The following is a 23,491-nucleotide window of genomic DNA, read 5'->3' on the forward strand; positions in this document are numbered from 1 at the left end:
CCACAGCCACAGCCACAGCCATAGCCGAAGCCGAAGCCACAGCCACAGCCACAGCCACAGCAACAGCAACAGCACTAGCAACAGCACTAGCAACAGCGCTAGTAACAGCACTAGCAACAGCGCTAGTAACAGCACTAGTAACAGCACTAGTAACAGCACTAGTAACAGCACTAGCACTAGCAACTATGACCCTGAAGACAGTGCCGACCGGTGCGCCGCATGCCATGGCGACAGCGATCGCATCGCGTCGGTACCTCGCCCTTGCCGTGCCCGCAGCAGCGGCGGCATTGCTGTGGCGCAGATTGAGGCGGAACTGGGTCGATGTGATAGTGCGAAGACCATCACCTTTGCGCGCGCCATGCTCAGCTCCGCCTACAACGCCGATACCGTCGCCGCCTTCATCCAGGGCGCGCGCCGCCTGCTGGTCCTGACCGGCGCGGGCATGTCCGCCGAGAGCGGCGTGCCGACCTTCCGTGGACAGGACGACAGCCTGTGGGCACGCTTCGATCCGCAGCAGCTGGCCACCGAGGAGGCGTGGCGCGCGGACCCCGCGCTGGTCTGGGGCTGGTACCGCTGGCGCATGGCGCTCGTCGCGCAGGCGCAGCCGCATGCCGGGCATCACGCCCTGGTGCGTCTGGCCGGGCTGAAGAGCACCACCCTGGCGACCCAGAACGTGGACGACCTGCACCAGCGCGCCGGCAGCGAGGTCGCCGCGCACGTGCACGGTCGCCTGTCGGCGTTGCGCTGTGGCGACTGCGGGCAGCCTTGGCATGGACTGCTGCCGCCGATCGACGTGCAGGCGCCGACCCAGCGCCTGCCCCCGCCGGCCTGCGCTTCGTGCGGCGGCGCGGTGCGTCCGGGTGTGGTGTGGTTCGGCGAAGCGCTACCGGCCGCCGACTGGGCGCGTGCCGAGAGCGCGGCCGATGCGGCCGATCTGGTGCTGGTGATCGGCAGTTCCGGCCTGGTCCACCCGGCCGCCGGGCTGCCGCTGCGGGCCAAGGAGCGTGGCGCCTGCGTGGTCGAGATCAACCCCGAGCCCAGCGGCCTGTCCGCGCACGCCGACCTGCACTGGCGCGACCGCGCCGCGCTGGCCCTGCCGCTGTTGCTGCAACGCTGGCCGGCGGGCTGACGCCCGCGCGCACGCTGCCGGCCTCGCGGTCGCTCAGCGCAACGACTGCAAGAATGCGTCCACCGCCGCGGTATAGGCCGAGGGCAGGCCCAGGTCGCGGTTGATCTCGGCATGGCTGCGATCCTGCGGCAGTACCTCGACGCGGATGCGCCGTGTCGTCGCCTTGTCGGCCAGGTGCCGGGCCTGCGCGCAGGCATCGGCGCGGCGGCTGGAACACACCGCCAGCAGCGGCGGTGCGCCCTTGCCCATCTGGTGGTACGGCGAGGCGGCGATCCAGTCGCTGCGCTGGCTGCCGAAGGCGCGGTCGTACAGCGGCAGGTGCCGCGCCTGCATCACCTGCTCCACGTCCATCGCCGCGCTGTCCAGCGCCACGGTGCCCAGCGGCGCGCGCGCGCCGGCCTGCGCCAACAGCGTCGGCGACAGGTCCAGCAGCGTCACCAGGTGCGCGCCGGCCGAGTGCCCCATCAACACCATGCGTGATCCATCGGTGCCCCAGCCTGCGGCCAGCACCTGCACCTTGGCCACCGCGAGGGCGACATCGCCGGCCTGTTGCAGCGGCGTGGCCTGCGGCAGCATGCGGTAATTCACCGACACCAGCGCGTAGCCCTGCGGCAACCAGTGCGCGACCTTGTTGGCGGCGACGCCGGGATTGTCCTTGTCGCCGTTCGCCCAGCCGCCGCCGTGCACCATCACGATCAGCGGCGCGTTGCGCGCATTGGCGGGCAGGTAGACATCGAAACGTTGCGCTGGATCGGTGCCGTAGGCGACATCACGCAGCACGCGCGTGCCGTCGGGCAGCGTCGCGGGCGGTGCTGCCGCCGACTGCGCCAGCCGCGCGCGCAGGCGTTCGCGCAGGCGGCCATCCTGCGCGTGCAGCGCTGCGGTATGCAGCGCAGTCAGCAGCAGCGCCATACCGAGCAAGATGCGGGCGAGCGACGTCATGGGCGGAGTCCTTGGAGAGGGCAGGCGTGGGAGGGGAGGGCGCGATGCGTTGCCGATGCGATTGCGACGCGCGCGGCGTACGCCGCGGCAGCGGCCGATGCCGGGCGCATGGCGGCCAGCGTCGCCACTGCGCCGGCGTTCATGCCTCGCGCACCCGCAGCGTCGCGCGCAGGCCATGCGGCGCGGCGTTGTCCAGGCGCAGTTCGCCGTGGTGTTGGCGGGCGACGCGCTCGACGATCGCCAGGCCCAATCCGCTGCCGCCGTGGCCGCCGTGCACGAAGGGTTGTTGCGCGCGTGCGGCCAGCATTGGGTCCAGCCCCGGGCCGTGGTCGCGTACCTCGATGCGCCAGCCGTCGCCGTCGCGCGCCAGGCGCAGCTGGAACGGTGCGGCGCCGTGGCGCTCGGCGTTGCCGATCAGGTTGCCGAGCGCGCGCTGCAACGCCATCGGTTTGGCGTACAGCGGCGCCTGCTTCGGCAAGTCGACCTCCCAGGCCGCGCGCGTCGCGCCCAGCGCATGCCGGCACAGTTCGGCCAGGTCCAGTGGCGCGCTGGCCTCGTCGCGGCCGTCGCGGGCATAGGCGATGAACTGAGCCAGGATCGCGTCGATCTCGCCGATGTCGCGTTCCATGCCGTCGCGCAGTTCCGGCTCCACTTGCGGCAGCAGCGCGAGTGCGTATTGCAGGCGGGTCAGCGGCGTGCGCACGTCGTGCGAGATGCCGGCCAGCAGCAACGTTCGCTCCGCCGCGGCGCTGCGTACGTCGGCACTGGCATCGGCCAGGGCGCGCGCCAGCTCGTTCACCTCGCGCGGGCCGCCGCCGGCAATCGGTATGGCACCGTCGCCACGCACGATATGCGGCGCGGCCAGGGCCAGTTGCCGCAACGGCAGCACCAGGCGCCGCGCGAAGTAGGCCGCGGCCAGCCACACCAGCAGCGCGCAGGCGGCCAGCAGCGCCACCGAGAAGCGGCGCATGCCGTGGCCGCGGCGCTCCCCGGCGAACGACACCCACAGCGGGTCGGGCGTGGCCAGCTTGAGCCACAGCGCGCCGTCGTCCGCGCTGCGGCGCAGTTCGCGGCCCGGACCGAGCTGGCTTGCCGCGCGCCGCTGCAGTTCGTCGGTCAGCGGCCCGGCGCGGGTGCTGGCCGCTGGCGGCGGACTGTGCCGGACCTGCACTCCGGCTTCGCGCAGCGCCGGTTCCAGTGCAGTCGGCGCCGGCGCGCGCTGCAAAGCCTCGGCGACGTTGGCGAAACCGTCCAGCGTGCGCAGCAGCTGTTGCGCGGCCGGGCGCAGCGCCAGTTCGCGGCCGAGCAGCAGCGCCAGCAGGCCGGCCCCGGCCAGCACCAGCGCGATCACCAGCGCCAGTTGCCCGAACAGGCTGCGCGGCCAGCCGTCACCGCTGCGGCGGCCGCGGCTCATGGCGCGGCCTGCGGCGGCACGTAGACGTAGCCGATGCCCCACACGGTCTGGATCAGCCGCGGGTTGCGCGCATCGTCTTCGAGCAGCTTGCGCAGCCGCGCCACGGTGACGTCGATGCTGCGCGCGAAGGCGTCGTGTTCGCGGCCATGCGCCAGGCTCATCAGGCGGTCGCGGCTGAGCGGCTGTTGCGGATGCCGCAGCAGCACCGACAGCACCGCGAACTCGGCGGTGGTCAGCTTCAGCGGCTGTCCGTCGCAACTGAGCTCGCGCCGGCCCAGGTGCAGGCGGAAGCGGCCGAAGCCGATTTCGCCGCCGTCCGGCTGCGGCGCGCCGGCGCCGGCCGGTCCGGTGCGGCGCAGCACCGCGCGGATCCGCGCCAGCAGCTCGCGCGGGTTCACCGGCTTGGGCAGGTAGTCGTCGGCGCCGATCTCCAGGCCGACGATGCGGTCGATCTCGTCGCCCTTGGCGGTGAGCATCACGATCGGCGTGGTGTCGCCCTGGCCGCGCAGGCGCCGGCAGATCTCCAGGCCGTTCTCGCCGGGCAGCATCAGGTCCAGCACCACCAGATCGTAGTGGCCGCGCGCCAGCGCTTGCTGCAACTGGGCGCCGTCGGCCACCGCCTTCACCGAAAAGTCCTGGCTTTCCAGATAGCGGCGCAGCAGCTCGCGCAGACGCGCGTCGTCGTCGACCAGGAGTAGGCGGGCAGGGGCGTCGTTCATGCACGCACTATCGGCTGCGCCGCGGTCGCCCGGCAACGCCTGCCGCCCGGATTGTGTAAGCGGATGTTTCCGCCGCCGCCCGCGGAAACATCCGCTGGCCGGAACCCGACATCATGCGCCGGCGCGCAGCCTACCGTGGCTCCACCGCAGCGCCGTGCTGCTTCCCGGAGAAGAACCATGATCCTTTCGCTACGCAATCCGATCCTGTCGCTTGCCTTGGCCATCGCTGGCCTGGGTGCATTGGCGGCGCCGGACGCGCAGGCGCGCGAACGCACCCGCACCCGCAGCGCCAGCCACGTGGACGGCGCCCGCAGTGCCGCGGTGAACGCCAGCGCCAGCGGCGCCAACGGCAGCCGCGTGCGGGGACGCCAGTGGCAGGCCGATGGCCAGGGCAACGCGGCGGGCAGCAGCGGCGCCACGGCGAGCCGTGCCAGCGGTGCATCGGCCACGCGGCAGGGCAGCTTCTACCGCAATGACGACGGCAGCGCCGGCCGCCAGGGCAGCGCCAGCGTCGACGGTGCCAACGGCGGCAGCGTCAGCAGCAGCGGCAGCATCGGCAGGAGCGCCGATGGCAGCGTCGCCGGCAGCCGCCAGAACAGTGCCACCGCCGCCAACGGTTCCAGTTACCAGGGCTCGACCACCCTCGCCGACGGCAGCCTCAGCCACACCGGTACCTGCAGCAACGCCGCTGGCGAGGTCGTGGCCTGCCGTCCGTAGCTGGCTGCCCGGGCATGGCGATCACGCGCCCGCGGCGGCCAGTCCACTGCGGGCGCGATCGCCCACGTCGCCACTTTTCCGCCCATCCTTTATTCGAGAACCGCCATGAAGACAGCCATTGCCCATGGAATGCTGTGCAGCCTGCTGTTGGCCGGCACCGCTGCCGCGCAGGCCGCGCCGAGCGCCACGCAGAAGCAACAGTTGCAGCAACGGCTGAAGGAGGCCGACGCCAACGGCGATGGCCTGATCAGCCGCAGCGAAGCGGCCGCCTCGCTGCCGCGCCTGGCCCAGCGCTTCGATGCGCTGGACGGCAACCACGACGGCCAGCTGGCGCCGGAGGAGCTGCGCGCGGCCATGCAGCAGGCCGGAGCGCGCTCGCGCTGAGTTGGAGCGGCGCCGCTGCGCGGTGGCGGCACCGCGCCTGCAACCCAAGTCCCCGGCCGGGCAGCGGTCAGCGCCGCTTGCTGTCCATCGGTGCTCGCCTGGGTCGCGCCCGGGCCGGGCGCGGCTGGCGGCAGCACATGCGGCTGCGGTTCGGCCCACGCTGCGCGCTGTCGCCGGTACTCCGCGCAATCGCCGTGGGCCGACGCGCGCAGCAGGTTGTCGACGGGGTCGCCGAGGGCCTTGCGGCATGGGCGATCCGGCCGGTTCCAGGCCCGATCCGGCGTCCTGTGGCCGGGTTTTGCGGCGCTGCGGCGGCAAACTATTGCCCCGCTTGGGTTTTCGGTTCGACGACTACATTTAGCGTTGACGAGGCCCAGGTACCACACTATCTTGTGGTGGTCGGTTCCAGCGGCCACCAGGCCGCGGGATCAAAAGGGAAGCCGGTGCGGCGCGCAAGCGCCTAGTCCGGCGCTGCCCCGCAGCGGTAATTGGGAACGAACCCGTCACCCGCACTGAGGCGTCCCGCCTTGGGAAGCGACGGGCTAGGAACCGGCCATCGGCCGTCGCCCATAAGCCCGAAGACCTGCCGACAGCCGCGCGATGCACACAGCGCGGCGCCGACCGTTGAATCTCCGGGGGGAGATGGTCGGTGAAGCGGTGACTGCCCGCAGGCTCGCGCCTGTGCCGTCGCGGTCGCTGCGACACCGCGTCCCCACGCTGCTGATCCGGTCGGAGTCCTGCCTGCGAGGGCCGGGCAGCCGGTGCACCACGCTTGGAGACCTTCATGAGCCAGACCCACAGCCTGCCGGCCGCAGCCCCCCTCGACGCCGCCGACGTCGACCCCACGCCCGCCGCCGCCGCTGCCGCGCAGCCCGACGTGGCCGCCAGCGAGCCGAGCAACGACCAGCGCGCCGTGACCTGGATCGTCAAGGACGGCGGCAACCGCCGCATGGCCTTCGACCGCTCGCGCCTGCAGCGCACCCTGGACCGGATCCATGCCGAGTTCCCGCAGCTGGACGTGGCCGACTACGAGCGCAAGGCGTTCGCGTTCGTGGAGAAGAAGGAAAGCCTGTCGGCCGACGAGATGGTCGACTACCTGATCCGCGAGGCCGAGTCGCGCGTGGACATCGCCACGCCGGAGTGGGAATACTTCGCCGCGCGCCTGTACCTGCACCGCCTGTACAAGCGCGCCAGCAAGAACCGCTTCTACGATGCCGGCGAGAAGTACGGCTCCTACGTCGGCCTGCAGGAAAGCCTGGCCGACCGCGGCGTGTACTCGATCGACATCCTCAAGAACTACTCCAAGGACGAACTCGCCGAAGCCGGCAGGATGATCGAGCCGGAGCGCGACAAGCTGTTCGCCTACAACGGCCTGTACCTGCTGGCCACGCGCTACCTGGCCACCGACAACTCGCGCAAGGTCTACGAGCTGCCGCAGGAGCGCTGGCTGACCATCGCGCTGTACCTGATGCAGGACGAAAAGCCGCGCGAACGCCGCATGCAGTTGGTCGGCGAGGCCTATTGGGCGTTGTCCAACCTGTACATGACCGTGGCCACGCCCACGCTGGCCAACGCCGGCAAGATCGGCGGGCAGCTGTCGAGCTGCTTCATCGACACCGTCGACGACAGCCTGCAGGGCATCTACGACTCCAACACCGACGTGGCGCGCGTGTCCAAGCACGGCGGCGGCGTCGGCGCCTACCTGGGCTACGTGCGTTCGTCCGGCTCGGCGATCCGCGGGGTCAAGAATTCCAGCGGCGGCGTGGTGCCGTGGATCAAGCAGCTCAACAACACCGCCGTGTCGGTGGACCAGCTCGGCCAGCGCAAGGGCGCCATCGCCGTGTACCTGGACATCTGGCACCGCGACATCGAGGCGTTCCTGGACCTGCGCCTGAACAACGGCGACCAGCGCCTGCGCGCGCACGACGTGTTCACCGCGGTGTGCGTGCCGGACATCTTCATGGAAGCGGTGGAGCGCCGCGGCGAGTGGTACCTGTTCGACCCGCACGAGGTGAAGGAGGTCAAGGGGTGGTACCTGCAGGACTTCTTCGACGAGAAGCGCGGCGAAGGCAGCTTCCGCGCCAGGTACGAGGAAGTGGTGGCCGACGAGCGCATCGGCCGCAAGGTGGTCAAGGCCATCGACATGCTCAAGCGGATCATGGTCAGCCAGCTGGAGACCGGCAACCCGTTCATGTTCTATCGCGACGAAGTCAATCGCATGAACCCGAACAAGCACCAGGGCATGGTCTATTCCAGCAACCTGTGCACCGAGATCCTGCAGAACATGAGCCCGACCCGGGTCATCCAGGAGATGATCAGCGGCGACCAGATCGTGACCACCAAGCAGGCCGGCGACTTCGTCGTATGCAACCTGTCCTCGGTGAACTTGGGCCGCGCCGTGACCGCGCAGCCGGACCTGCTGTCGCCGGACGTGCTGGAGCGGCTGATCCGGGTGCAGGTGCGCATGCTCGACAACGTCATCGACCTCAACGACCTGCCGGTGCCGCAGGCCACCATCACCAACCAGAAGTACCGCGCGATCGGTCTGGGCACCTTCGGCTGGCACCACCTGCTGGCGCAGAAGGGCATCGAGTGGAACTCCAGGCAGGCCGAGGACTACTGCGACGAACTGTACGAGCGCATCAACTACCTGACCATCCAGGCGAGCCTGGCGCTGGCCAAGGAGAAGGGCGCGTACAAGGTGTTCAAGGGCAGCGACTGGCAGAACGGCGAGTACTTCAGCAAGCGCGGCTACGACAGCGCGCAGTGGCAGGAACTGGCCGCGCAGGTCAGCATCAACGGCGTGCGCAACGCGTGGATGATCGCGGTGGCGCCGAACATGAGCACCGCGCAGATCGCCGGCTCCACCGCCTCGATCGACCCGATCTACAGCGCGTTCTACTACGAAGAGAAGAAGGACTTCCGCCGTCCGGTGGTGGCCCCGGGCCTGACCGTGGACACCTATCCGTACTACGAGAAGGGCGCCTACCGGGTCGATCAGTTCGCCAGCGTGCGCCAGAACGCGCGCCGCCAGCGCCACGTCGACCAGTCGATCAGCTTCAACTTCTACGTGCCCAGCACCATCCGCGCCAGCACCCTGCTCGACCTGCACATGACCGCCTGGAAGGAAGGACTAAAGACCACCTACTACGTGCGCTCCAACGACATCGACATCAGCGAATGCGAGTGGTGCTCGAGCTGATCGCCACCTCGTAGCGGCGCCTGCGCGCGCATGGCCTCCTCTGGGAGCCGCCATGCGCCCGCTGCGTCGTCCCCGCATCGCCGCGCCGCTCGCCGGCGCCGTTCAACCGACTACCGAATCCGACCCATGGCCATCGCGCTCGACCGCATCAAGATCCTCGAACCAATGCATCCCAACCGCTCCACCGGGATCATCAACGGCACCACCAGCGGCATCCTCAACTGGAACGACATCCCGTATCCGTCGTTCTATCGTGCGTACAAGGAGCTGTCGACCAACTTCTGGATCCCCGACGAGGTGGACATGAAGGGCGACGCTAAGCAGTACGGCGAACTGTCGGCGCGCGAGAAGAACGCCTACGATTCGATCATCGGCCTGCTGGCCACGCTGGATTCGCCACAGACGCGCTTCATCTACAACGTCGCCGAATACATCACCGACCCGGCCGCGCACGCCAACGCGGCGATCATCGGCCAGCAGGAAGTGATCCACAACGAGAGCTATTCGTACGTGCTGGCGTCCATCGCCGGACTGGCCGACCAGAACCGCGTGTTCGAGATCGCGCGCACGCACCCGACCATCATCGCGCGCAACCAGCCGATCATGCAGGCCTACGACGACTTCATGCGCGAGAAGACCGCCGAGACGTTGTTGCGCTCGCTGATCCAGTCCTCGATCCTGGAAGGCATCAACTTCTATTCCGGTTTCGCGTTTTTCTACAACCTGGTGCGGCAGAACCGCATGACCGGCACCGGCAAGATCATCAGCTTCATCAACCGCGACGAACTGGCGCACACCAAGTTCATCAGCGAGCTGATCCGCGCGATCATCGGCGAGAACGCCGAGCTGCAGACCAACGAGCTGACCGACTACGTGCACCAGGCGTTCGAGCACGCGATCCGGCTGGAGACCGAGTGGTCCTCGGAAGTGCTGGACGGCATCGAGGGCATCGACGTGGACGAGATGATCCAGTACGTGAAGTACCGCGCCAACAAGATGTCCGGCATGCTCGGCATCGAGAAGCTGTACACCGACGCCAGCGACAACGTGATGCCGTGGATCAAGGCCTACGCGGACAACTTCACCGAGACCAAGACCGACTTCTTCGAGATGCGCAACGCCAGCTACAAGAAGACCAACTCCGACAACGGCTTCGACGATCTTTGAGAGAGGCCGGGATTAGGGATTGGGGATTCGGGATTGGTAAAAAGCCGTGCCGAACCTCTCTTTCCAAAGCATCGATCTCCTGTCTCCACTCATTGATTCTGAGAAGTAGCGGTCCGGGAATGTCTGAGACGTGATTTGGTCGCGGTCACGCCGAGCCCGCTTTTACGAATCCCCAATCCCGAATCCCCAATCCCCGCCTCATGCGCATCCTGCTCGCCTACGCCTCGCTCAGCGGCAACACCCGCGACGTCGCCCGCCGCGTGCAGGCGCAGTGCGAGGCGGCCGGGCACCGTGTGACCTGGATCCATACCGACATGCAGACCCTGCATGCTGCGCTCGGCGACGCCGCGCGCGCGGCGGACTTCGATCTGCACCTGCTCGGCAGCTGGAGCGACAACGCCGGGCGCACCCCGGCGGAGATGAAGCGCTACATCGCCGAACTGGTCGAGGCGACCGGCAAGACGATCGAGGTGGCGGCGTTCGGTACCGGCGAGACGCAGTGGGGACTGGAGTACTACTGCGGTGCGGTCAAGCGCATCGCGCGTTTCTTCGACAGCGCCTATCCGCGGCTGGAGATCGAACAGATGCCGCATGGCGATCGCGACAACGCGGCGATCGGTGCCTGGTGCGCGCAGGTACTGACGCTGCGCGCCGCGCGTGCAGCGGCGCCGGCCGGCTCCGCAGCGGCGAGCACGCCGGCCGCTGCCGAGCCTGCATCCGGCAGGGCGGCCGGATGCGCACCGCTGGCGTTGCCGCTGCACGACAGCGGCTGACGCTGCATTTCTACCGTCCATCGTTTCATCGCACCGCCGGCATCGTCGCTGCTGTGCCGCTCCGTCCTCCGACATCAGACAAGGTTTCGCTCCATGTTCACCACCATCACCGTCGCCACCGCCGAACAGTTCGCCGACGCCATCGCCGCGCATCCGCGCGTGCTGGCCGATTTCAACAAGGACAACTGCCCCGGCTGCCGCATGCTCGACAAGTCGCTGGAGCGCTTCGCCGAGAGCGACAGCGCGCAGGGCGTGACCTTGCTGAAGGTGAAGATGGAAGACGTGGGCGAGGATTTCTTCCGCGCCCAGGGCCTGCGCCAGACCCCGACGCTGATGCTGTTCCGCCAGGGCGAAGAAGTGGCGCGGGTGCCGGGCTTCGTGCCGCCGGCCAAGATCGACGAAGCGGTGCGCGCGCACCTGGGTTGAGCGCTCGCGGCAAGGCTCTTCTGTAGGAGCGGCTTCAGCCGCGACAGGTTCTACCCGGAGGTCCTGTCGCGGCTGAAGCCGCTCCTACAGGAGCGCGTCCGCATGAACATCCCACGCGCTGCGCGCCGTGCTTGACCTCAACTACGCTTGAGGTCGTCCAATAGCGGCTCCCGCACAAGGAGCCACCATGCGCATCACCCAACTGAGCCTGCCCGCCAGCGATCCCGGGGCCAGCGCCGCGTTCTATCGCGATGTCCTGCAACTTCCGGTCGTAGCCACGCAGGTGCGCATCGGCTGGAGCCTGCTCGATCTGCTGCCCGCCGACGCCGAGATCGGCAGCATGCATCTGGCCTTCAACATCCCGCCTGCGCGCTTCGACGCCGCCTGCGACTGGTTGTCGCGGCGCGCGCCGTCGCTGCGCGATCCGGTGGGCGAGGTGCGGTTCGCGCTCGACGCGGCGTGGCAATCGCAATCGGTGTATTTCGCCGGGCCCGACGGCGCGGTGCTGGAACTGATCGCGCGCCGGCCGTTGCCGGCGCGCGCTGTCGCCGATGGCGTGTTTTCAGCAGATGAGTTGCTGTGCATCAGCGAGGTCGGATTGCCCAGCGCGCAGGTGCCGGCGGTCGCCGCCGCGGCGCAGGACCGGTTGGGCCTGATGCCGTTCATGCCGGTGTCCGACGCGTTCGCGCCGCTCGGCGATCACGAAGGCCTGTTGATCGTGGTCGATGCGCAGCGGCGCTGGTTTCCCGAGCAGCGCCAGCTGCCATTCGCGCGCGGCGTGCGGGTGGTCGTCGAAGGCGTGCGCGGCGGGCAGGTGCTGCGCGACGCGGCGGGGTGGGAGGTGGTGTCGCGGTGAGCTTGTCGCTCGCGCATTACTGTAGGAGCGGCTTCAGCCGCGACAGGCGCTATCGGTAACGCGTGTCGCGGCTGAAGCCGCTCCTACAGGGAGGGGTGCGCGAGTGATCCGCAACTACCCGCGCTTTCCCGCCGCATGCGCCTGCGCCAGCTGCCACAGGTGGCGCACCACCGGTAGCGCCTGCGCGGTGGCCGGCAGCGTGGCCAGCGCCAGTCGTGCCATCGGCACGCGGCCTTCGATGTCCAGGTAGCGCACGCCGGGCAGTTGCACCTGGGTGGTCGAGGCCGGTACCACCGAGACGCCGAGTTCGGCGGCGACCAGGTTCACGATCGACGACATCTGCGGCGCTTCCTGCTTGATCTGCAATTCGAAGCCGGACTGGCGGCAGGCTTCGAGGATTTCGTCGTACAGGCTGGTGCCGAAGCTGCGTGGGAACAGGATGAACGGTTCTCCGGCCAGCGCCGACAGCGGCGCGCGCTTGCGCTTGGCCAGGCGGTGCGCGGCCGGCACCGCGATCTTCATCGGCTCGTCGGGAAATTTCAGCAGTTGCAGCTCGGGCGGGGTGACCACGCTGTAGCGGATGAAGGCCGCATCCAGGCGGCCCTGCACCAGCGCGGCGAGCAGGCCGGCAGTGTTGGTTTCCTCCAGCGCCAGCGCCACCGCCGGCCAGCCGCGGCGGAAGTTGCGCACCAGCATCGGCACGATCGGATTGAATGCAGCCGAGGCGGTGAAGCCCAGCCGCAGCACGCCGCTCTCGCCGCGCGCGGCACGCCGGGCGGCGTCGCCGGCGCGCTCCAGGTCGGCGAGCACGCGCTTGGCCTCGATCCGGAACGCGCGCCCAGCTTCGGTGAGGTCGGCGCCGCGCGGGGTGCGCACGAACAGCGGCGTGCCCAGCTCCTGCTCCAGCGCACGGATCTGCTGGCTCAGCGGCGGCTGCTGGATGCCCAGCTGCGCCGCGGCGCGGGTGAAATGCCCGGCTTCGGCGACGGCCAGGAAATAGCGCAGGTGGCGCAGTTCCATGTCATATCCACAAGATATGGAGAATGCCTGGATCATATATTGGACACCGGGTCGGCGCAGGCAAATACTGGCCGTCCTTTCGCTGCGCCATCGCCGTCGTGACCACTTCCAGCCAATGCCCGCCGCTGCACGCCGTGGACGCCGCGCCGCTGGCGCGCATCCGCCTGGCGCTGTTCCTGGCCGGCTTCGCCACCTTCTCGCTGCTGTACAGCGTGCAGCCGCTGCTGCCGGCGTTCGCACGCGAATTCGGAGTCGACGCGGCGACCAGTTCGCTGCCGCTGTCGTTGGCCACCGGCGGCCTGGCGATCGCGATCTTCTGCGCCGGCGCGGTGTCGGAGAATCTCGGTCGGCGCGGGTTGATGTTCGTGTCGATCGCGCTGGCGGCGCTGCTCAACCTGATCGCCGCGTGCCTGCCGCACTGGGGCGCGCTGGTCGCGGTGCGCGCGCTGTCCGGCGTCGCCCTGGGCGGGGTGCCGGCGGTGGCGATGGTGTACCTGGCCGAGGAGGTGCCGGCGCGCAAGCTGGGCGCGGCGACCGGCCTGTACGTGGCCGGCAACGCGTTCGGCGGCATGGTCGGGCGCATCGGCATGAGCGTGCTCACCGATCACTTCGACTGGCGCATCGCGCTGGCGGCGGTCTCGGCGATCGACCTGCTGGCCGCGGTCGGCTTCGTGCTGCTGCTGCCGCGCTCGCGGCATTTCGTGCGCCGCCGCGGCGTCAACCTGCGCTTCCACCTGCAGGCCTGGGGCGGGCATCTGCGCGATCGCCACCTGCCATGGCTGTTCGCGATTCCGTTCCTGGCGATGGGCGTGTTCGTTAGCGTCTACAACTACGCCGGCTTCCGCCTGGGGGGACCGGAGTTCGGGCTCAGCCAGAGCCAGCTGGGCATGATCTTCAGCGCCTACGTGTTCGGCATCGTGTCCTCGTCAGTGGCCGGTGCCGCCTCGGACCGCTTCGGCCGCGGCCCGGTGGTGCTGGCCGGCATCGCGGTGGCGGCGCTCGGCGTGGCGCTGACCATCGCGCACGTGCTGGCGGTGGTGATCGCCGGCATCGTGCTGCTGACCATCGGCTTCTTCGTCGCGCACTCGGCGGCCAGCGCCTGGGTCGGCCGGCTGGGCGGACAGAACAAGGGCCATGCCGCGTCGCTGTACCTGCTGGCCTACTACAGCGGCGCCAGCCTGATCGGCTCGCTCAGCGGCGCGGCCTGGCAACACGGCGGCTGGAACGCGCTGGCCGCTTGCTGCCTGCTGTTGCTGGGCGTCGCCCTGGTCGCCGCGCAGGTGCTGCGCCTTGGCGCCGACGACAGCCGTCCGTACGGCCGCTTCGGCCCGCATCCGCCGCGCGGCGAATAGCCGGCTGCGCTGTCCCTCCGGGAGCGACCGTTTTTCCTTGCCTGGAGGCAGCCTGTGCAGATCGACCGTCTCGACCATCTGGTCCTCACCGTCGCCGACATTGAGGCCAGCTGCGCGTTCTACGCGCTCGTGCTCGGCATGCAGGTGCAGCGCTTCGGCGAAGGCCGCACCGCGTTGGCGTTCGGCCAACAGAAGATCAACCTGCACGCCGCCGGCCGCGAGTTCGAGCCGAAGGCGCGCGTGCCCACGCCCGGCTCCGGCGATCTGTGCTTCATCACCGCCACGCCGCTGGCGCAGGTGCGCCGCGAACTGGACGCGGCGGCGGTCGCCATCGAGGACGGCCCGGTGCAGCGCACCGGCGCCACCGGTCCGATCCTGTCGCTGTATTTCCGCGATCCGGACGGCAATCTGATCGAGGTCAGCAACGTTCTGTAGTGCGATGGCCAAGCTTGCGGACGTTCCGCTGGGTTCGTCCGGTCGATGCCGAGGCTGCCCCCAACCGCTCCCTGCAGGAGCGCCGCACCCGCGTGCCGATCGGGTGCGCGGGTGCGTACGCCTTGGCAACCTGTGCACGTTCATGTGCGGCCTTGTGCCGTGGCCGTGGATGCCCAAGATAGAGGCTACCCGCCGCTATCGGAGTCCTGTGATGCGTCAGTTGCTGCAGCCAGAGGCGGATGCCGACGCCGCAGCGCTGGAAGCGTTCGTCGAACGCCACCGGCGCCTGTTCGTGCTGACCGGCGCTGGATGCAGCACCGATTCGGGCATTCCCGACTACCGCGATGCCGCCGGCGACTGGAAGCGCGCGCAGCCGGTCACCTACCAGGCGTTCATGGGCGAACTGGCGACGCGTCAGCGCTACTGGGCGCGCAGCCTGGTCGGCTGGCCGCGCTTCGGCCATGCCCGGCCCAATGCCACGCATGCGGCGCTGGCGCAGTTGGAAGCGCGCGGCCAGGTTGAACTGCTGCTGACCCAGAACGTGGATTGCCTGCACCAGGCCGCCGGCAGCCAGGCGGTGATCGACCTGCACGGGCGCCTGGACGTGGTGCGCTGCATGGGCTGCGAACGGCGCCTGCCGCGCGAGGACTTCCAGCAGCAGCTGCTGCAGCACAATCCGCAGTGGGCGACGCTGCAGGCCGGGCAGGCACCCGATGGCGACGCCGACCTGGAGGACGTGGACTTCGCCGCCTTCGTGGTGCCGGCCTGCACGCAGTGCGGCGGCGTGCTGAAGCCGGACGTGGTGTTCTTCGGCGAAAACGTGCCGCGCGAGCGCGTGGCCGCCGCCTTCGCGCACCTGCAGCAGGCCGACGCGATGCTGGTGGTGGGCTCGTCGTTGATGGTGTATTCCGGCTTCCGCTTCGTGCAGGCCGCGGCCAAGGCCGGATTGCCGATCGCCGCGGTCAACCTCGGCCGCACCCGCGGCGACGACTTGCTGAGCCTGAAGCTGGCCCAGCCCTGCGCGCAGGCGCTGGAGTTCCTGCTGCCGCGCGTGGCGGCCTAGGGCGAGTCGTCGGTCCCAGAGAAGGCCGCGCCGCTCTTGCGCGCGCATGCGGCAAGCAAGAGGGCGGAAATGGCACCTGTCCATGTCCGAGCGATGCCGCGTGCGCGCGCAAGAACGGCCCGTCGGGTTGGGTCTGGCAGGCCGCCACCCGGCGCCGCGCGGCTTGACCTGAGCGCCAGTCAGGCGCTGCGCCACGCAACGCCAGGTGGCGGCCTGCCAGACCCAGCGCGGCCTGCTTGGAATTGACGACTCGCCCTGGCGGCTCCGGCACCGCGCGTTCCGAATCCGCGCACGAACTGATCCATCGGCAGTGGTTGATCGGCAGCGCCGGCAGGAGTGCAATGGCAGCTTGCCCGCACTGCGGCGGGCGCCCCCACGGAACGCCACCTTGAGCCATCTCTTCTCGCCCCTCGCCCTGGGGCCGCTGTCGTTGTCCAATCGCATCGTCATCGCGCCGATGTGCCAGTACTCCGCCGAGCATGGCCAGGCCAGCGACTGGCACACCATCCACCTCGGCCAGCTGGCGCAGTCCGGTGCCGGCTTGATGATCCTGGAGGCCACCGCGGTGGAGCCGCGCGGGCGCATCAGCTACGCCGACCTGGGCCTGTGGGACGACGCCACCGAAGCGGCGCTGCGCGGCGTGCTGGCCTCGGTGCGGCGCTGGTCACCGATGCCGCTGGGGATCCAGCTCGCGCATGCCGGGCGCAAGGCGTCCACGCAAAAGCCCTGGGACGGCGGCGCTGCGATCGCGCCGGCACAGCCGAACGGCTGGCAGACCGTGGCGCCGTCGGCGCTGCCCTTCGCCGAGCACGGCACGCCGCCGCAGGCGCTGGACCTGGCCGGCATCGACGCCATCGTCGCCGCGTTCGTCGCGTCGGCGCAGCGCGCCGAACGGCTGGGTTTCGAACTGATCGAACTGCATGCCGCGCACGGCTACCTGCTGCACCAGTTCCTGTCGCCGCTGAGCAACCAGCGCGCCGACGCCTACGGCGGCAGCCTGGACAACCGCATGCGCCTGCTGCTGCGCGTGCATGCGGCGGTGCGCGCGGCGGTGTCGGCGTCGGTGGCGGTGGGCGTGCGCCTCTCCGCCACCGACTGGGTCGAGGGCGGCTGGGACGTGGCGCAGAGCATCGTGCTGGCGCAGGCGTTGCAGGCGCAGGGTTGCGATTACCTGCACGTGTCCAGCGGCGGCCTCGACCGCCGCCAGCAGATCCCGGTCGCGGCCGGCTACCAGGTGCCGCAGGCCGAGGCGATCCATCGCGCGGTGACGATGCCGGTGATCGCGGTCGGCCTGATCACCGAGCCGCAGCACGCCGAGGCGATCCTGGCCGAGGGCCAGGCCGACGCGATCGCGCTGGCCCGCGGCATCCTCTACGATCCGCGTTGGCCGTGGCACGCCGCCGCCGCACTCGGCGCCAAGCTGAAGCCGGCGCCGCAATACCTGCGCTGCGAGCCGCGCTCGGCGCGCGGCCTGTTCGACGCATGATGCGCGCGCGCCTGGCCGTGCAGGGCGCGGCCTCAACCTCGCACCATTCAAGGAGTTTGCGATGAGCATCGGTTTTCTCGGCCTGGGCACGATGGGCCTGCCGATCGCGCACAACCTGCTGCGCGCCGGGCATGCGCTGACCGTGTGGAACCGCAGTGCGGGCGCGGCGCAGACGCTGCTCGATGCCGGCGCGCAGGCGGCCGCGCAGCCGGCCGATGCGGTGCGCGGCCAGGTGCTGTTCTCGATGCTGGCCGACGACACGGCGGTGCGCGAGACCCTGCTCGACCGTGGCGCGCTCGACGCGCTGCCTGCCGGCAGCGTGCACGTCAACATGGCCACGATCTCGGTGGCGTTGGCGCGCGAACTGAGCGCGCTGCATGCCGAACGCGGCGTGGCCTATCTGGCCATCCCGGTACTGGGCCGGCATGACGTGGCGGCCGCCGGCCAGCTCAACCTGCTCGCCGCCGGCGACGCCGCCGCGCTGGCGCGGGTGCAGCCGCTGCTCGACGTGATCGGGCGCAAGACCTGGTATTTCGGCGCTGCGCCGGAGCAGGCCAACGCGGTCAAGCTGGCCGCCAACCTGTGCCTGGCCAGTGCGATCGGCACCATGGCCGAAGCCTCGGCGCTGGTGCGCGGGCACGGCGTGGACGCGGCCGACTTCCTGGGCATGCTGGTCAACACCCTGTTCGCCGCGCCGGCGTACCAGAACTACGGCGGCATGATCGCGCAGCAGCGCTACAGTCCGGCCGGCTTCAAGACCACGCTGGGGCTGAAAGACGTGCGCCTGGCGCTGAGCGCCGGCGAGACCCGGCACGTACCGATGCCGCTGGCGGCGGTGCTGCGCGACCAGTTCATCGACGCGATCGCGCACGGCGACGGCGAGCTGGACTGGTCGGCGCTGGCCAAGGTCGCCGCACGCCGCGCCGGGCAGGACTGAGCGCCCGATCAGGCCGGATCTTCAGGCGGCCTTGTCGCGGCATGGCGCAGACTGCGTCGCCGCGCTTGAGCTGGCCGCATGCTTCCCGCTAAGGTGCGGCGGCTAGCAGGCGCATCATAGGAGGATGCCATGAGCCCGAATTCGTCCGACCCCGGCGCCATGACGCCCATCCAGCCGCCGCGCGCGGTCGCGCGCGAGACCGTGCTCGGCCCCGAGCACCAGGACCACCCCGATCATCTGCTGTACGCGCAGATCCGCGAAGGCGTGCACGCGCTGGACGCCGCCTGCGGCCGCGCCCCCGATGCGATCAGCGAGCGGATGGTGGCGCGGCTGCTGCCACTGGCGAAGGAGTACGGCTTCGACCAGGTCGATCACGTGGTGCTGAGCCGTGAACTGGGCGAGGTGGAGCAGGGCGAGAACGTATTCCTGGTGCGCGGCGACCTGGACGATCCGGCGCACCTGCGCGCGCACATCACTACCCACGAGGCGGTCGGCATGTCGGTGGAAGACTCGCTGGCGCGGCTGGAGAAGGTCAACCGGCGGCTGGCGCTGCGACTGCGTCCGGAGTAGACGTGGCGTGCCGGCACGGCGCCTGCGGCCAGCGCACGGACGCTCCACCTGTAGGAGCGGCTTCAGCCGCGACGAACGAAGCGGTGCACTTTCCTGCGCGGGTGAGGAGTCGGGACTGAAGTCCCTCCCACAGTGCACCCGATTGGCCTGCGCAAGTCCCTGTAGGAGCGGCTTCAGCCGCGAGAGCGAAGTAGCACACTTTCCTCTGCACGGGAAGGTACCGGGACTGAAGTGCCCCCCTACAGTGCATCCGGTTGATCCTGCCGCAAGTCCCTGTGGGAGCGACTTCAGTCGCGACAGGCCTTACCGGTAAAGCCCGTCGCGGCTGAAGCCGCTCCTACAGTCGGCAAGGCGCCCGTCAAGGCCCGACGGCATTCCACATCCAATGTCCTGGCACCATCCGCCGCCGCCGCCACCGCCACCGCCACCGCCACCGTCCCGAGCTCTAGCCCGAGTCCCGAGTCCCGAGTCCCGAGTCCCGAAATTCTCCCCTATCATTGGCCCGATGCGCCCCGACTACATCCTGACCCTGTCCTGCCCGGACCGTACCGGCATCGTCTACCGCGTCAGCGGCCTGCTGTTCGAGCACGGCTGCAACATCCTCGATGCGCAGCAGTTCGGCGACGAGGAGAGCGGCCGGTTCTTCCTGCGCGTGCACTTCGACGTGCCCGCCGACGGCATCGTCGCCGCGGTGAAGGTGCAGTTGACGCCGCTCGCCGCCGACTACGCGATGGACTGGCAACTGCACGATGCGCGCCGCCGCGCGCGCCTGCTGGTGCTGGTCAGCAAGCAGGGCCATTGTCTCAACGATCTGCTGTTCCGCGCGCACAGCCGGCAACTGCGCGTGGACATCGCCGCGGTGGCGTCCAACCACCAGGATTTCGCTGCGTTGGCGCAGTCCTACGACGTGCCGTTCCACCACCTGCCGGTCAGCGCCGCCAACCGTGACGCGCAGGAGGCGCAGCTGCTGGCGCTGGTGGAGCGCGAACGCATCGACCTGGTGGTGCTGGCGCGCTACATGCAGATCCTGTCGCCGACGCTGTGCGCGGCGCTGGCCGGGCGCGCGATCAACATCCATCACAGCTTCCTGCCCAGCTTCAAGGGCGCGCAGCCGTACCACCAGGCGCACGCGCGCGGGGTCAAGATCATCGGCGCCACCGCGCATTACGTCACCGGCGATCTCGACGAAGGCCCGATCATCGAACAGGACGTGGCCCGCGTCGATCACGCGATGACCCCGCGCGACCTGGTGCGCCTGGGGAGCGACACCGAATCGCAGGTGCTGGCGCGCGCGGTGCGCCGCCATGTCGAGCATCGGATTCTGTTGAATGGACACCGCACGGTGGTGTTTCGCTGATCTTGGCGACTCGGGACTCGGGACTCGGGACTCGGGACGCGAAAGAGCCTGAGTTCTGCGTGGCGACGGGTTGGCCAAGGCGCTTTTCAGTGCTCGATTTTTGGCTGCCCGATCAGGGTTCGAAGCGGTAGCCGGCGCCATACACCGAGCGCACCCAGTCTTCGCCTCCGACGTCGGCAAGCTTGCGGCGCAGGTTCTTGACGTGGCTGTCCACGGTGCGGTCGGTGACGATGCGGTGGTCGGCGTAGAGCCGGTCCATCAGCTGTTCGCGCGAATACACCCGGCCCGGTGTGGCGGCCAGGGTGCGCAGCAGGCGGAACTCGACCTGGGTCAGGTCCAGATCGTGGCCATGCACGCTGGCACGGCATGCGGCTTCGTCGATGTGCAGGCCCGGCGCCGCCGCGTCGTTGGGATCGTGGCGATGGCGGCGCAGTACCGCCTGCACCCGCGCCACCACTTCGCGCGGGCTGAACGGCTTGCAGATGTAGTCGTCGGCGCCGATCTCCAGGCCGAGCAGGCGGTCGATCTCGTCCACCCGCGCGGTGACCATGATCACCGGCACCGCGCTCTCCTTGCGCAGGTCGCGGCAGATCTCCAGGCCGTCGCGGTTGGGCAGCATCAGGTCAAGCAGCACCAGGTCCGGCTTCTGCGCGCGGAACGCGCCCAGCGCCTGCGCGCCATCGGCGATCCAGTCGTGCGAATAGCCGGCCGCATGCAGGTATTCGCGCATCACCGCGGCCAGGCGCGGTTCGTCTTCGACGATCAGCACGTGGCCGATCGGATCCAGGCCGCTCATGCCGCCAGCGCCGGCAAGCGCAGCACCACCCGAAGCCCGCCCAGCGCGGAGGCCTCGGCGTTGATCGAGCCGCCATGCGCCTCGGCGATGTTGCGGCAGATCGCCAGGCCCAGGCCGCTGCCGCCGCTGGCGCGGTTGCGCGAGGCCTCGGTGCGGTAGAAGCGTTCGAACAGGCGCTCGCGCTTGTCCGCGTCCACGCCCGGCGCGCTGTCCTCGACCACCAGTTCCAGCACCGCGTCGCGACGCGCGCAGCGCACCTGCACCGTGCCGCCGGCATCGGTGTAGCGCAGCGTGTTCTCCAGCAGGTTGCCGAGCAGCTGCTGCAGCCGGCGCTCGTCGCCGTCTACCTGCAGCGGGCCGGCGTCGATCTGCACCTGCAGCTGCAGCGGCGCGGCGGCGAAGCGCGCCTGCACGCCGGCCAGCACCGTGGCCAGGATCAGCGCCAGATCGACCGGTGCACGCCGGTAGGCGAGCGCGCCGACGTCGGTCAGCGAGACGTCGTACAGGTCTTCGATCAGCTTGCCGAGCTGGCCGACCTGCTGGTGCAGCGATCCCAGCGAAGCCGGGGTCATCGGCCGGATGCCGTCCTGCAACGCTTCCAGTTCGGCGCGCAGCACCGCCAGCGGCGTGCGCAGTTCGTGCGAGATATCGGCCATGAACTCGCGGCGTACGCGTTCGTTGTGTTCCAGCGCCTGCGCCAGCAGGTTGAAGTCGCGCGCCAATTGGCCGAATTCGTCGCGCGCGCCGGTGTCGATGCGGGTGGCGTAATCGCCGGCAGCCAGCCGATGGGTGGCGCCGGTGAGCCCGCGCATGCGCCGCAGCAAGGCGCGCGACAGCAGCCAGCCGAGCAGCGCGGCGACCAGCAGCGAGGCGCTGCCGATCGTCCACCATGCGCGTTGCTGCGCCTGGTAGAAGCGCGCATCCTCGGCCGCCAGCACCTTCTGGAACGGCAGCATCGCCATCCAGCCGACGGTGCGGCCGTCGACCACGATCGGGCGCAGGATGTCGTTGCGGCCGACATCCGGGTTGCCGATCACCGACCTGTAGTCCTTGTCGAGCACGGCGAAGCGGAACACCGCGCCGGTCTGGTCGGAGATCGGCGGCGGGCGTCGCGGCTGGCCAGGGCTGCGCTCCGGGCGCATCAGCACGAACCAGGCATCGGGATTGTCGCGCACGAAGTCCCAGTTGCCGTGCCGCGCGTACTCGGCCCTGACCCGCGGCAAGGTCTCCAGCATGCGTTCCACGCCCTGCTCGTTGAGGTAATCCAGGAACTGGCGCTTGAGGAAGACCTGCACGGCGATGCCGTTGACCAGCAGCACCGCCACGCATGCGGCGAGGATGGCGAGGAACAGCTTGGCGGTGATGCCCAGTTTCATCGGAGAGGCAATGCGGGACGCGGCGACGGGGGATGCTGCGTATTAGCCGCGCCGCCGCAGGGGAAATCAAGCGAATCCGCGCCGCTGCCGGCAATCTCCAAATTTGCTGCACATTCGCGCCGTAGCGTGGCCACATTCGGATAAACCGTGAGTTCGCCGCATGCTGCCCGTCGTCGCCCGTCGCTTCCCCGTTTCGTCCTCGCGCTGGTGGCTGGCCGGCGCCATCGCCGTGGCGCTGGCCGCATGTTCTTCCAAGCAGCCGCCGCAGCGGCCGCAGGCGCAGGTCGGCGTGCAGACGGTGAGCGCGCAGCGGCTGGCGCTGGACCAGACCCTGTCCGGCCGCACCGTGGCCTACATGAGCTCGGAGGTGCGCCCGCAGGTCGGCGGCATCCTGCGCAAGCGCCTGTTCACCGAGGGCCAGGACGTCAAGGCCGGGCAGGTGCTGTACGAGATCGATCCGGCCAGCTACCAGGCCGCGTACGACACCGCCAAGGGCGATCTGGCCCAGGCCGAGGCGGCGGTGCTGTCGGCCAGGCCGAAGGCGCAGCGCTACCAGACCCTGGTCGCGCTGGACGCGGTCAGCAAGCAGGACGGCGACGACGCGGTGGCCACGCTGCGCTCGAACGAGGCGGCCGTGGTCGCGGCCAAGGCCTCGCTGCAGACCGCGCGGATCAATCTCGACTACACCCGCATCACCGCGCCGATCGACGGCCGCATCGGCACCTCCAGCTACACGCCGGGCGCGCTGGTCAGCGCCGGCCAGAGCGACGTGCTGGCCACCATCAACCAGCTCGATCCGATGTACGTGGACGTGACCCAGTCCAGCGCGCAACTGCTGCAGCTGCGCCGCCAGCTCGACGCCGGCCAACTCAAGGCGGTGGACGGCAAGGCCGAGGTGAAACTGCAGCTGGAGGACGGCAGCACCTACGCGCGCAGCGGCACGCTGGAAGTGGTGGATGCCGCGGTCGATACCGCCACCGGCACGGTCAAGCTGCGCGCGGTGGTGCCCAATCCCGATCGTCTGTTGCTGCCGGGCATGTACGTCAAGGCGATGCTGTCGATGGCGGTGGACGAGCAGGCCATCCTGGTGGCGCAGCAGGCGATCAGCCGCAACAGCAAGGGCGAGGCGGTGGCGATGGTGGTCGGCAGCGACAACAAGGTCGCGCAGCGCGTGCTGACCACCGGCGACGCGATCGGCGACAAATGGGTGGTGCGCGACGGGCTGAAGGTCGGCGACAAGGTGATCGTGCAGGGGCTGCAGAAAGTCGCGGTCGGCGATCAGGTCAAGGCGGTGGAAGTGACCTCGGCCGCCACGACACCCGCGGCCACCCAAGGCGCCGCTGCGGCCGCGCCGAAGGCCGACTGAGGAA

General features: G+C 69.7%; 22 protein-coding genes and 1 riboswitch. Of the genes, 16 read left to right on the forward strand and 6 right to left on the reverse strand.

Features of this window, described 5'->3' with window-relative positions:
- Nucleotides 1–358: 358 nt before the first annotated feature.
- Nucleotides 359–1,129 carry an SIR2 family NAD-dependent protein deacylase gene (locus NUG20_RS01570; RefSeq protein WP_263396724.1) on the forward strand — a complete coding sequence of 257 codons (771 nt, stop codon included), beginning with the start codon at nt 359–361 and terminating at the stop codon, nt 1,127–1,129.
- 33 nt (nt 1,130–1,162) lie between these two features.
- Here NUG20_RS01570 and NUG20_RS01575 read toward each other — a convergent pair whose 3' ends face one another.
- The 3 genes from NUG20_RS01575 to ompR all read right to left on the reverse strand — a co-directional run bounded on the left by NUG20_RS01575 (nt 1,163) and on the right by ompR (nt 4,204).
- The gene (locus NUG20_RS01575) at nt 1,163–2,071 is read right to left on the reverse strand and encodes an alpha/beta hydrolase (RefSeq protein WP_263396725.1); all 909 of its coding nucleotides are present in this window, start codon (nt 2,069–2,071) and stop codon (nt 1,163–1,165) included.
- 139 nt (nt 2,072–2,210) lie between these two features.
- Nucleotides 2,211–3,485, reverse strand: a complete 1,275-nt coding sequence (locus NUG20_RS01580; RefSeq protein ID WP_263396726.1) for an ATP-binding protein — start codon at nt 3,483–3,485, stop codon at nt 2,211–2,213.
- Complete coding sequence (gene ompR / locus NUG20_RS01585) at nt 3,482–4,204, reverse strand: osmolarity response regulator transcription factor OmpR (RefSeq protein ID WP_263396727.1); 723 nt, start codon at nt 4,202–4,204, stop codon at nt 3,482–3,484. Before ompR ends, NUG20_RS01580 begins: the two co-directional genes overlap by 4 nt.
- A 177-nt stretch (nt 4,205–4,381) precedes the next feature.
- Here ompR and NUG20_RS01590 point away from each other — a divergent pair, with 177 nt between their 5' ends.
- From NUG20_RS01590 to NUG20_RS01620, 7 genes are all read left to right on the forward strand, one after another.
- A complete protein-coding gene (locus NUG20_RS01590) occupies nt 4,382–4,921 on the forward strand; it encodes a hypothetical protein (RefSeq protein WP_263396728.1) in 540 nt (179 codons plus the stop codon).
- Nucleotides 4,922–5,026: 105 nt separating this feature from the next.
- The gene (locus NUG20_RS01595) at nt 5,027–5,305 is read left to right on the forward strand and encodes a hypothetical protein (RefSeq protein ID WP_263396729.1); all 279 of its coding nucleotides are present in this window, start codon (nt 5,027–5,029) and stop codon (nt 5,303–5,305) included.
- A 383-nt stretch (nt 5,306–5,688) separates the two neighbouring features.
- Nucleotides 5,689–5,911, forward strand: a riboswitch (cobalamin riboswitch).
- Nucleotides 5,912–6,089: 178 nt separating this feature from the next.
- Entirely contained in the window at nt 6,090–8,507 is a 2,418-nt protein-coding gene (locus NUG20_RS01600) for a ribonucleoside-diphosphate reductase subunit alpha (RefSeq protein WP_263396730.1), read from the forward strand.
- Between the two features lie 126 nt (nt 8,508–8,633).
- Nucleotides 8,634–9,674 carry a ribonucleotide-diphosphate reductase subunit beta gene (locus NUG20_RS01605; RefSeq protein ID WP_263396731.1) on the forward strand — a complete coding sequence of 347 codons (1,041 nt, stop codon included), beginning with the start codon at nt 8,634–8,636 and terminating at the stop codon, nt 9,672–9,674.
- Between the two features lie 200 nt (nt 9,675–9,874).
- Nucleotides 9,875–10,447 (forward strand): flavodoxin, encoded by a 573-nt coding sequence (locus tag NUG20_RS01610; protein ID WP_263396732.1) that lies wholly within the window; start codon nt 9,875–9,877, stop codon nt 10,445–10,447.
- A 93-nt stretch (nt 10,448–10,540) separates the two neighbouring features.
- Complete coding sequence (locus NUG20_RS01615; RefSeq protein ID WP_003469256.1) at nt 10,541–10,873, forward strand: thioredoxin family protein; 333 nt, start codon at nt 10,541–10,543, stop codon at nt 10,871–10,873.
- Between the two features lie 187 nt (nt 10,874–11,060).
- Complete coding sequence (locus NUG20_RS01620; protein ID WP_263396733.1) at nt 11,061–11,729, forward strand: VOC family protein; 669 nt, start codon at nt 11,061–11,063, stop codon at nt 11,727–11,729.
- A 114-nt stretch (nt 11,730–11,843) separates the two neighbouring features.
- On the opposite strand, the gene NUG20_RS01625 is transcribed toward NUG20_RS01620, so the two are convergent.
- Entirely contained in the window at nt 11,844–12,749 is a 906-nt protein-coding gene (locus NUG20_RS01625) for a LysR family transcriptional regulator (protein ID WP_263396734.1), read from the reverse strand.
- A gap of 98 nt (nt 12,750–12,847) precedes the next feature.
- Here NUG20_RS01625 and NUG20_RS01630 point away from each other — a divergent pair, with 98 nt between their 5' ends.
- The 7 genes from NUG20_RS01630 (at nt 12,848) to purU (ending at nt 19,949) form a co-directional block, all read left to right on the forward strand.
- Complete coding sequence (locus NUG20_RS01630; RefSeq protein ID WP_263396735.1) at nt 12,848–14,101, forward strand: MFS transporter; 1,254 nt, start codon at nt 12,848–12,850, stop codon at nt 14,099–14,101.
- Nucleotides 14,102–14,155: 54 nt separating this feature from the next.
- Complete coding sequence (locus NUG20_RS01635; protein ID WP_263396736.1) at nt 14,156–14,536, forward strand: VOC family protein; 381 nt, start codon at nt 14,156–14,158, stop codon at nt 14,534–14,536.
- Between the two features lie 211 nt (nt 14,537–14,747).
- The gene (locus tag NUG20_RS01640; RefSeq protein WP_263396737.1) at nt 14,748–15,599 is read left to right on the forward strand and encodes an NAD-dependent protein deacetylase; all 852 of its coding nucleotides are present in this window, start codon (nt 14,748–14,750) and stop codon (nt 15,597–15,599) included.
- A gap of 388 nt (nt 15,600–15,987) precedes the next feature.
- On the forward strand, nt 15,988–17,085 hold the full coding sequence (locus NUG20_RS01645) for an NADH:flavin oxidoreductase/NADH oxidase (protein ID WP_263396738.1): 1,098 nt from the start codon (nt 15,988–15,990) through the stop codon (nt 17,083–17,085).
- A 61-nt stretch (nt 17,086–17,146) separates the two neighbouring features.
- Nucleotides 17,147–18,022, forward strand: a complete 876-nt coding sequence (locus NUG20_RS01650) for an NAD(P)-dependent oxidoreductase (RefSeq protein ID WP_263396739.1) — start codon at nt 17,147–17,149, stop codon at nt 18,020–18,022.
- Nucleotides 18,023–18,181: 159 nt separating this feature from the next.
- Nucleotides 18,182–18,592 carry an XVIPCD domain-containing protein gene (locus NUG20_RS01655; RefSeq protein WP_263398364.1) on the forward strand — a complete coding sequence of 137 codons (411 nt, stop codon included), beginning with the start codon at nt 18,182–18,184 and terminating at the stop codon, nt 18,590–18,592.
- A gap of 505 nt (nt 18,593–19,097) precedes the next feature.
- Complete coding sequence (purU, locus tag NUG20_RS01660; RefSeq protein WP_263396740.1) at nt 19,098–19,949, forward strand: formyltetrahydrofolate deformylase; 852 nt, start codon at nt 19,098–19,100, stop codon at nt 19,947–19,949.
- A gap of 112 nt (nt 19,950–20,061) precedes the next feature.
- Here purU and NUG20_RS01665 read toward each other — a convergent pair whose 3' ends face one another.
- Complete coding sequence (locus NUG20_RS01665; protein ID WP_263396741.1) at nt 20,062–20,745, reverse strand: response regulator; 684 nt, start codon at nt 20,743–20,745, stop codon at nt 20,062–20,064.
- Nucleotides 20,742–22,121 carry a sensor histidine kinase efflux regulator BaeS gene (gene baeS / locus NUG20_RS01670; protein WP_263396742.1) on the reverse strand — a complete coding sequence of 460 codons (1,380 nt, stop codon included), beginning with the start codon at nt 22,119–22,121 and terminating at the stop codon, nt 20,742–20,744. The genes NUG20_RS01665 and baeS overlap by 4 nt, the downstream gene beginning before the upstream one ends.
- Nucleotides 22,122–22,281: 160 nt before the next feature.
- Between baeS and NUG20_RS01675 the strand changes: the two genes are divergently transcribed.
- Nucleotides 22,282–23,487 carry an efflux RND transporter periplasmic adaptor subunit gene (locus tag NUG20_RS01675; RefSeq protein WP_263396743.1) on the forward strand — a complete coding sequence of 402 codons (1,206 nt, stop codon included), beginning with the start codon at nt 22,282–22,284 and terminating at the stop codon, nt 23,485–23,487.
- Nucleotides 23,488–23,491 lie beyond the last annotated feature (4 nt).

This window comes from Xanthomonas sp. CFBP 8443, from assembly GCF_025666195.1.
Classification (GTDB): Bacteria; Pseudomonadota; Gammaproteobacteria; order Xanthomonadales; family Xanthomonadaceae; genus Xanthomonas_A.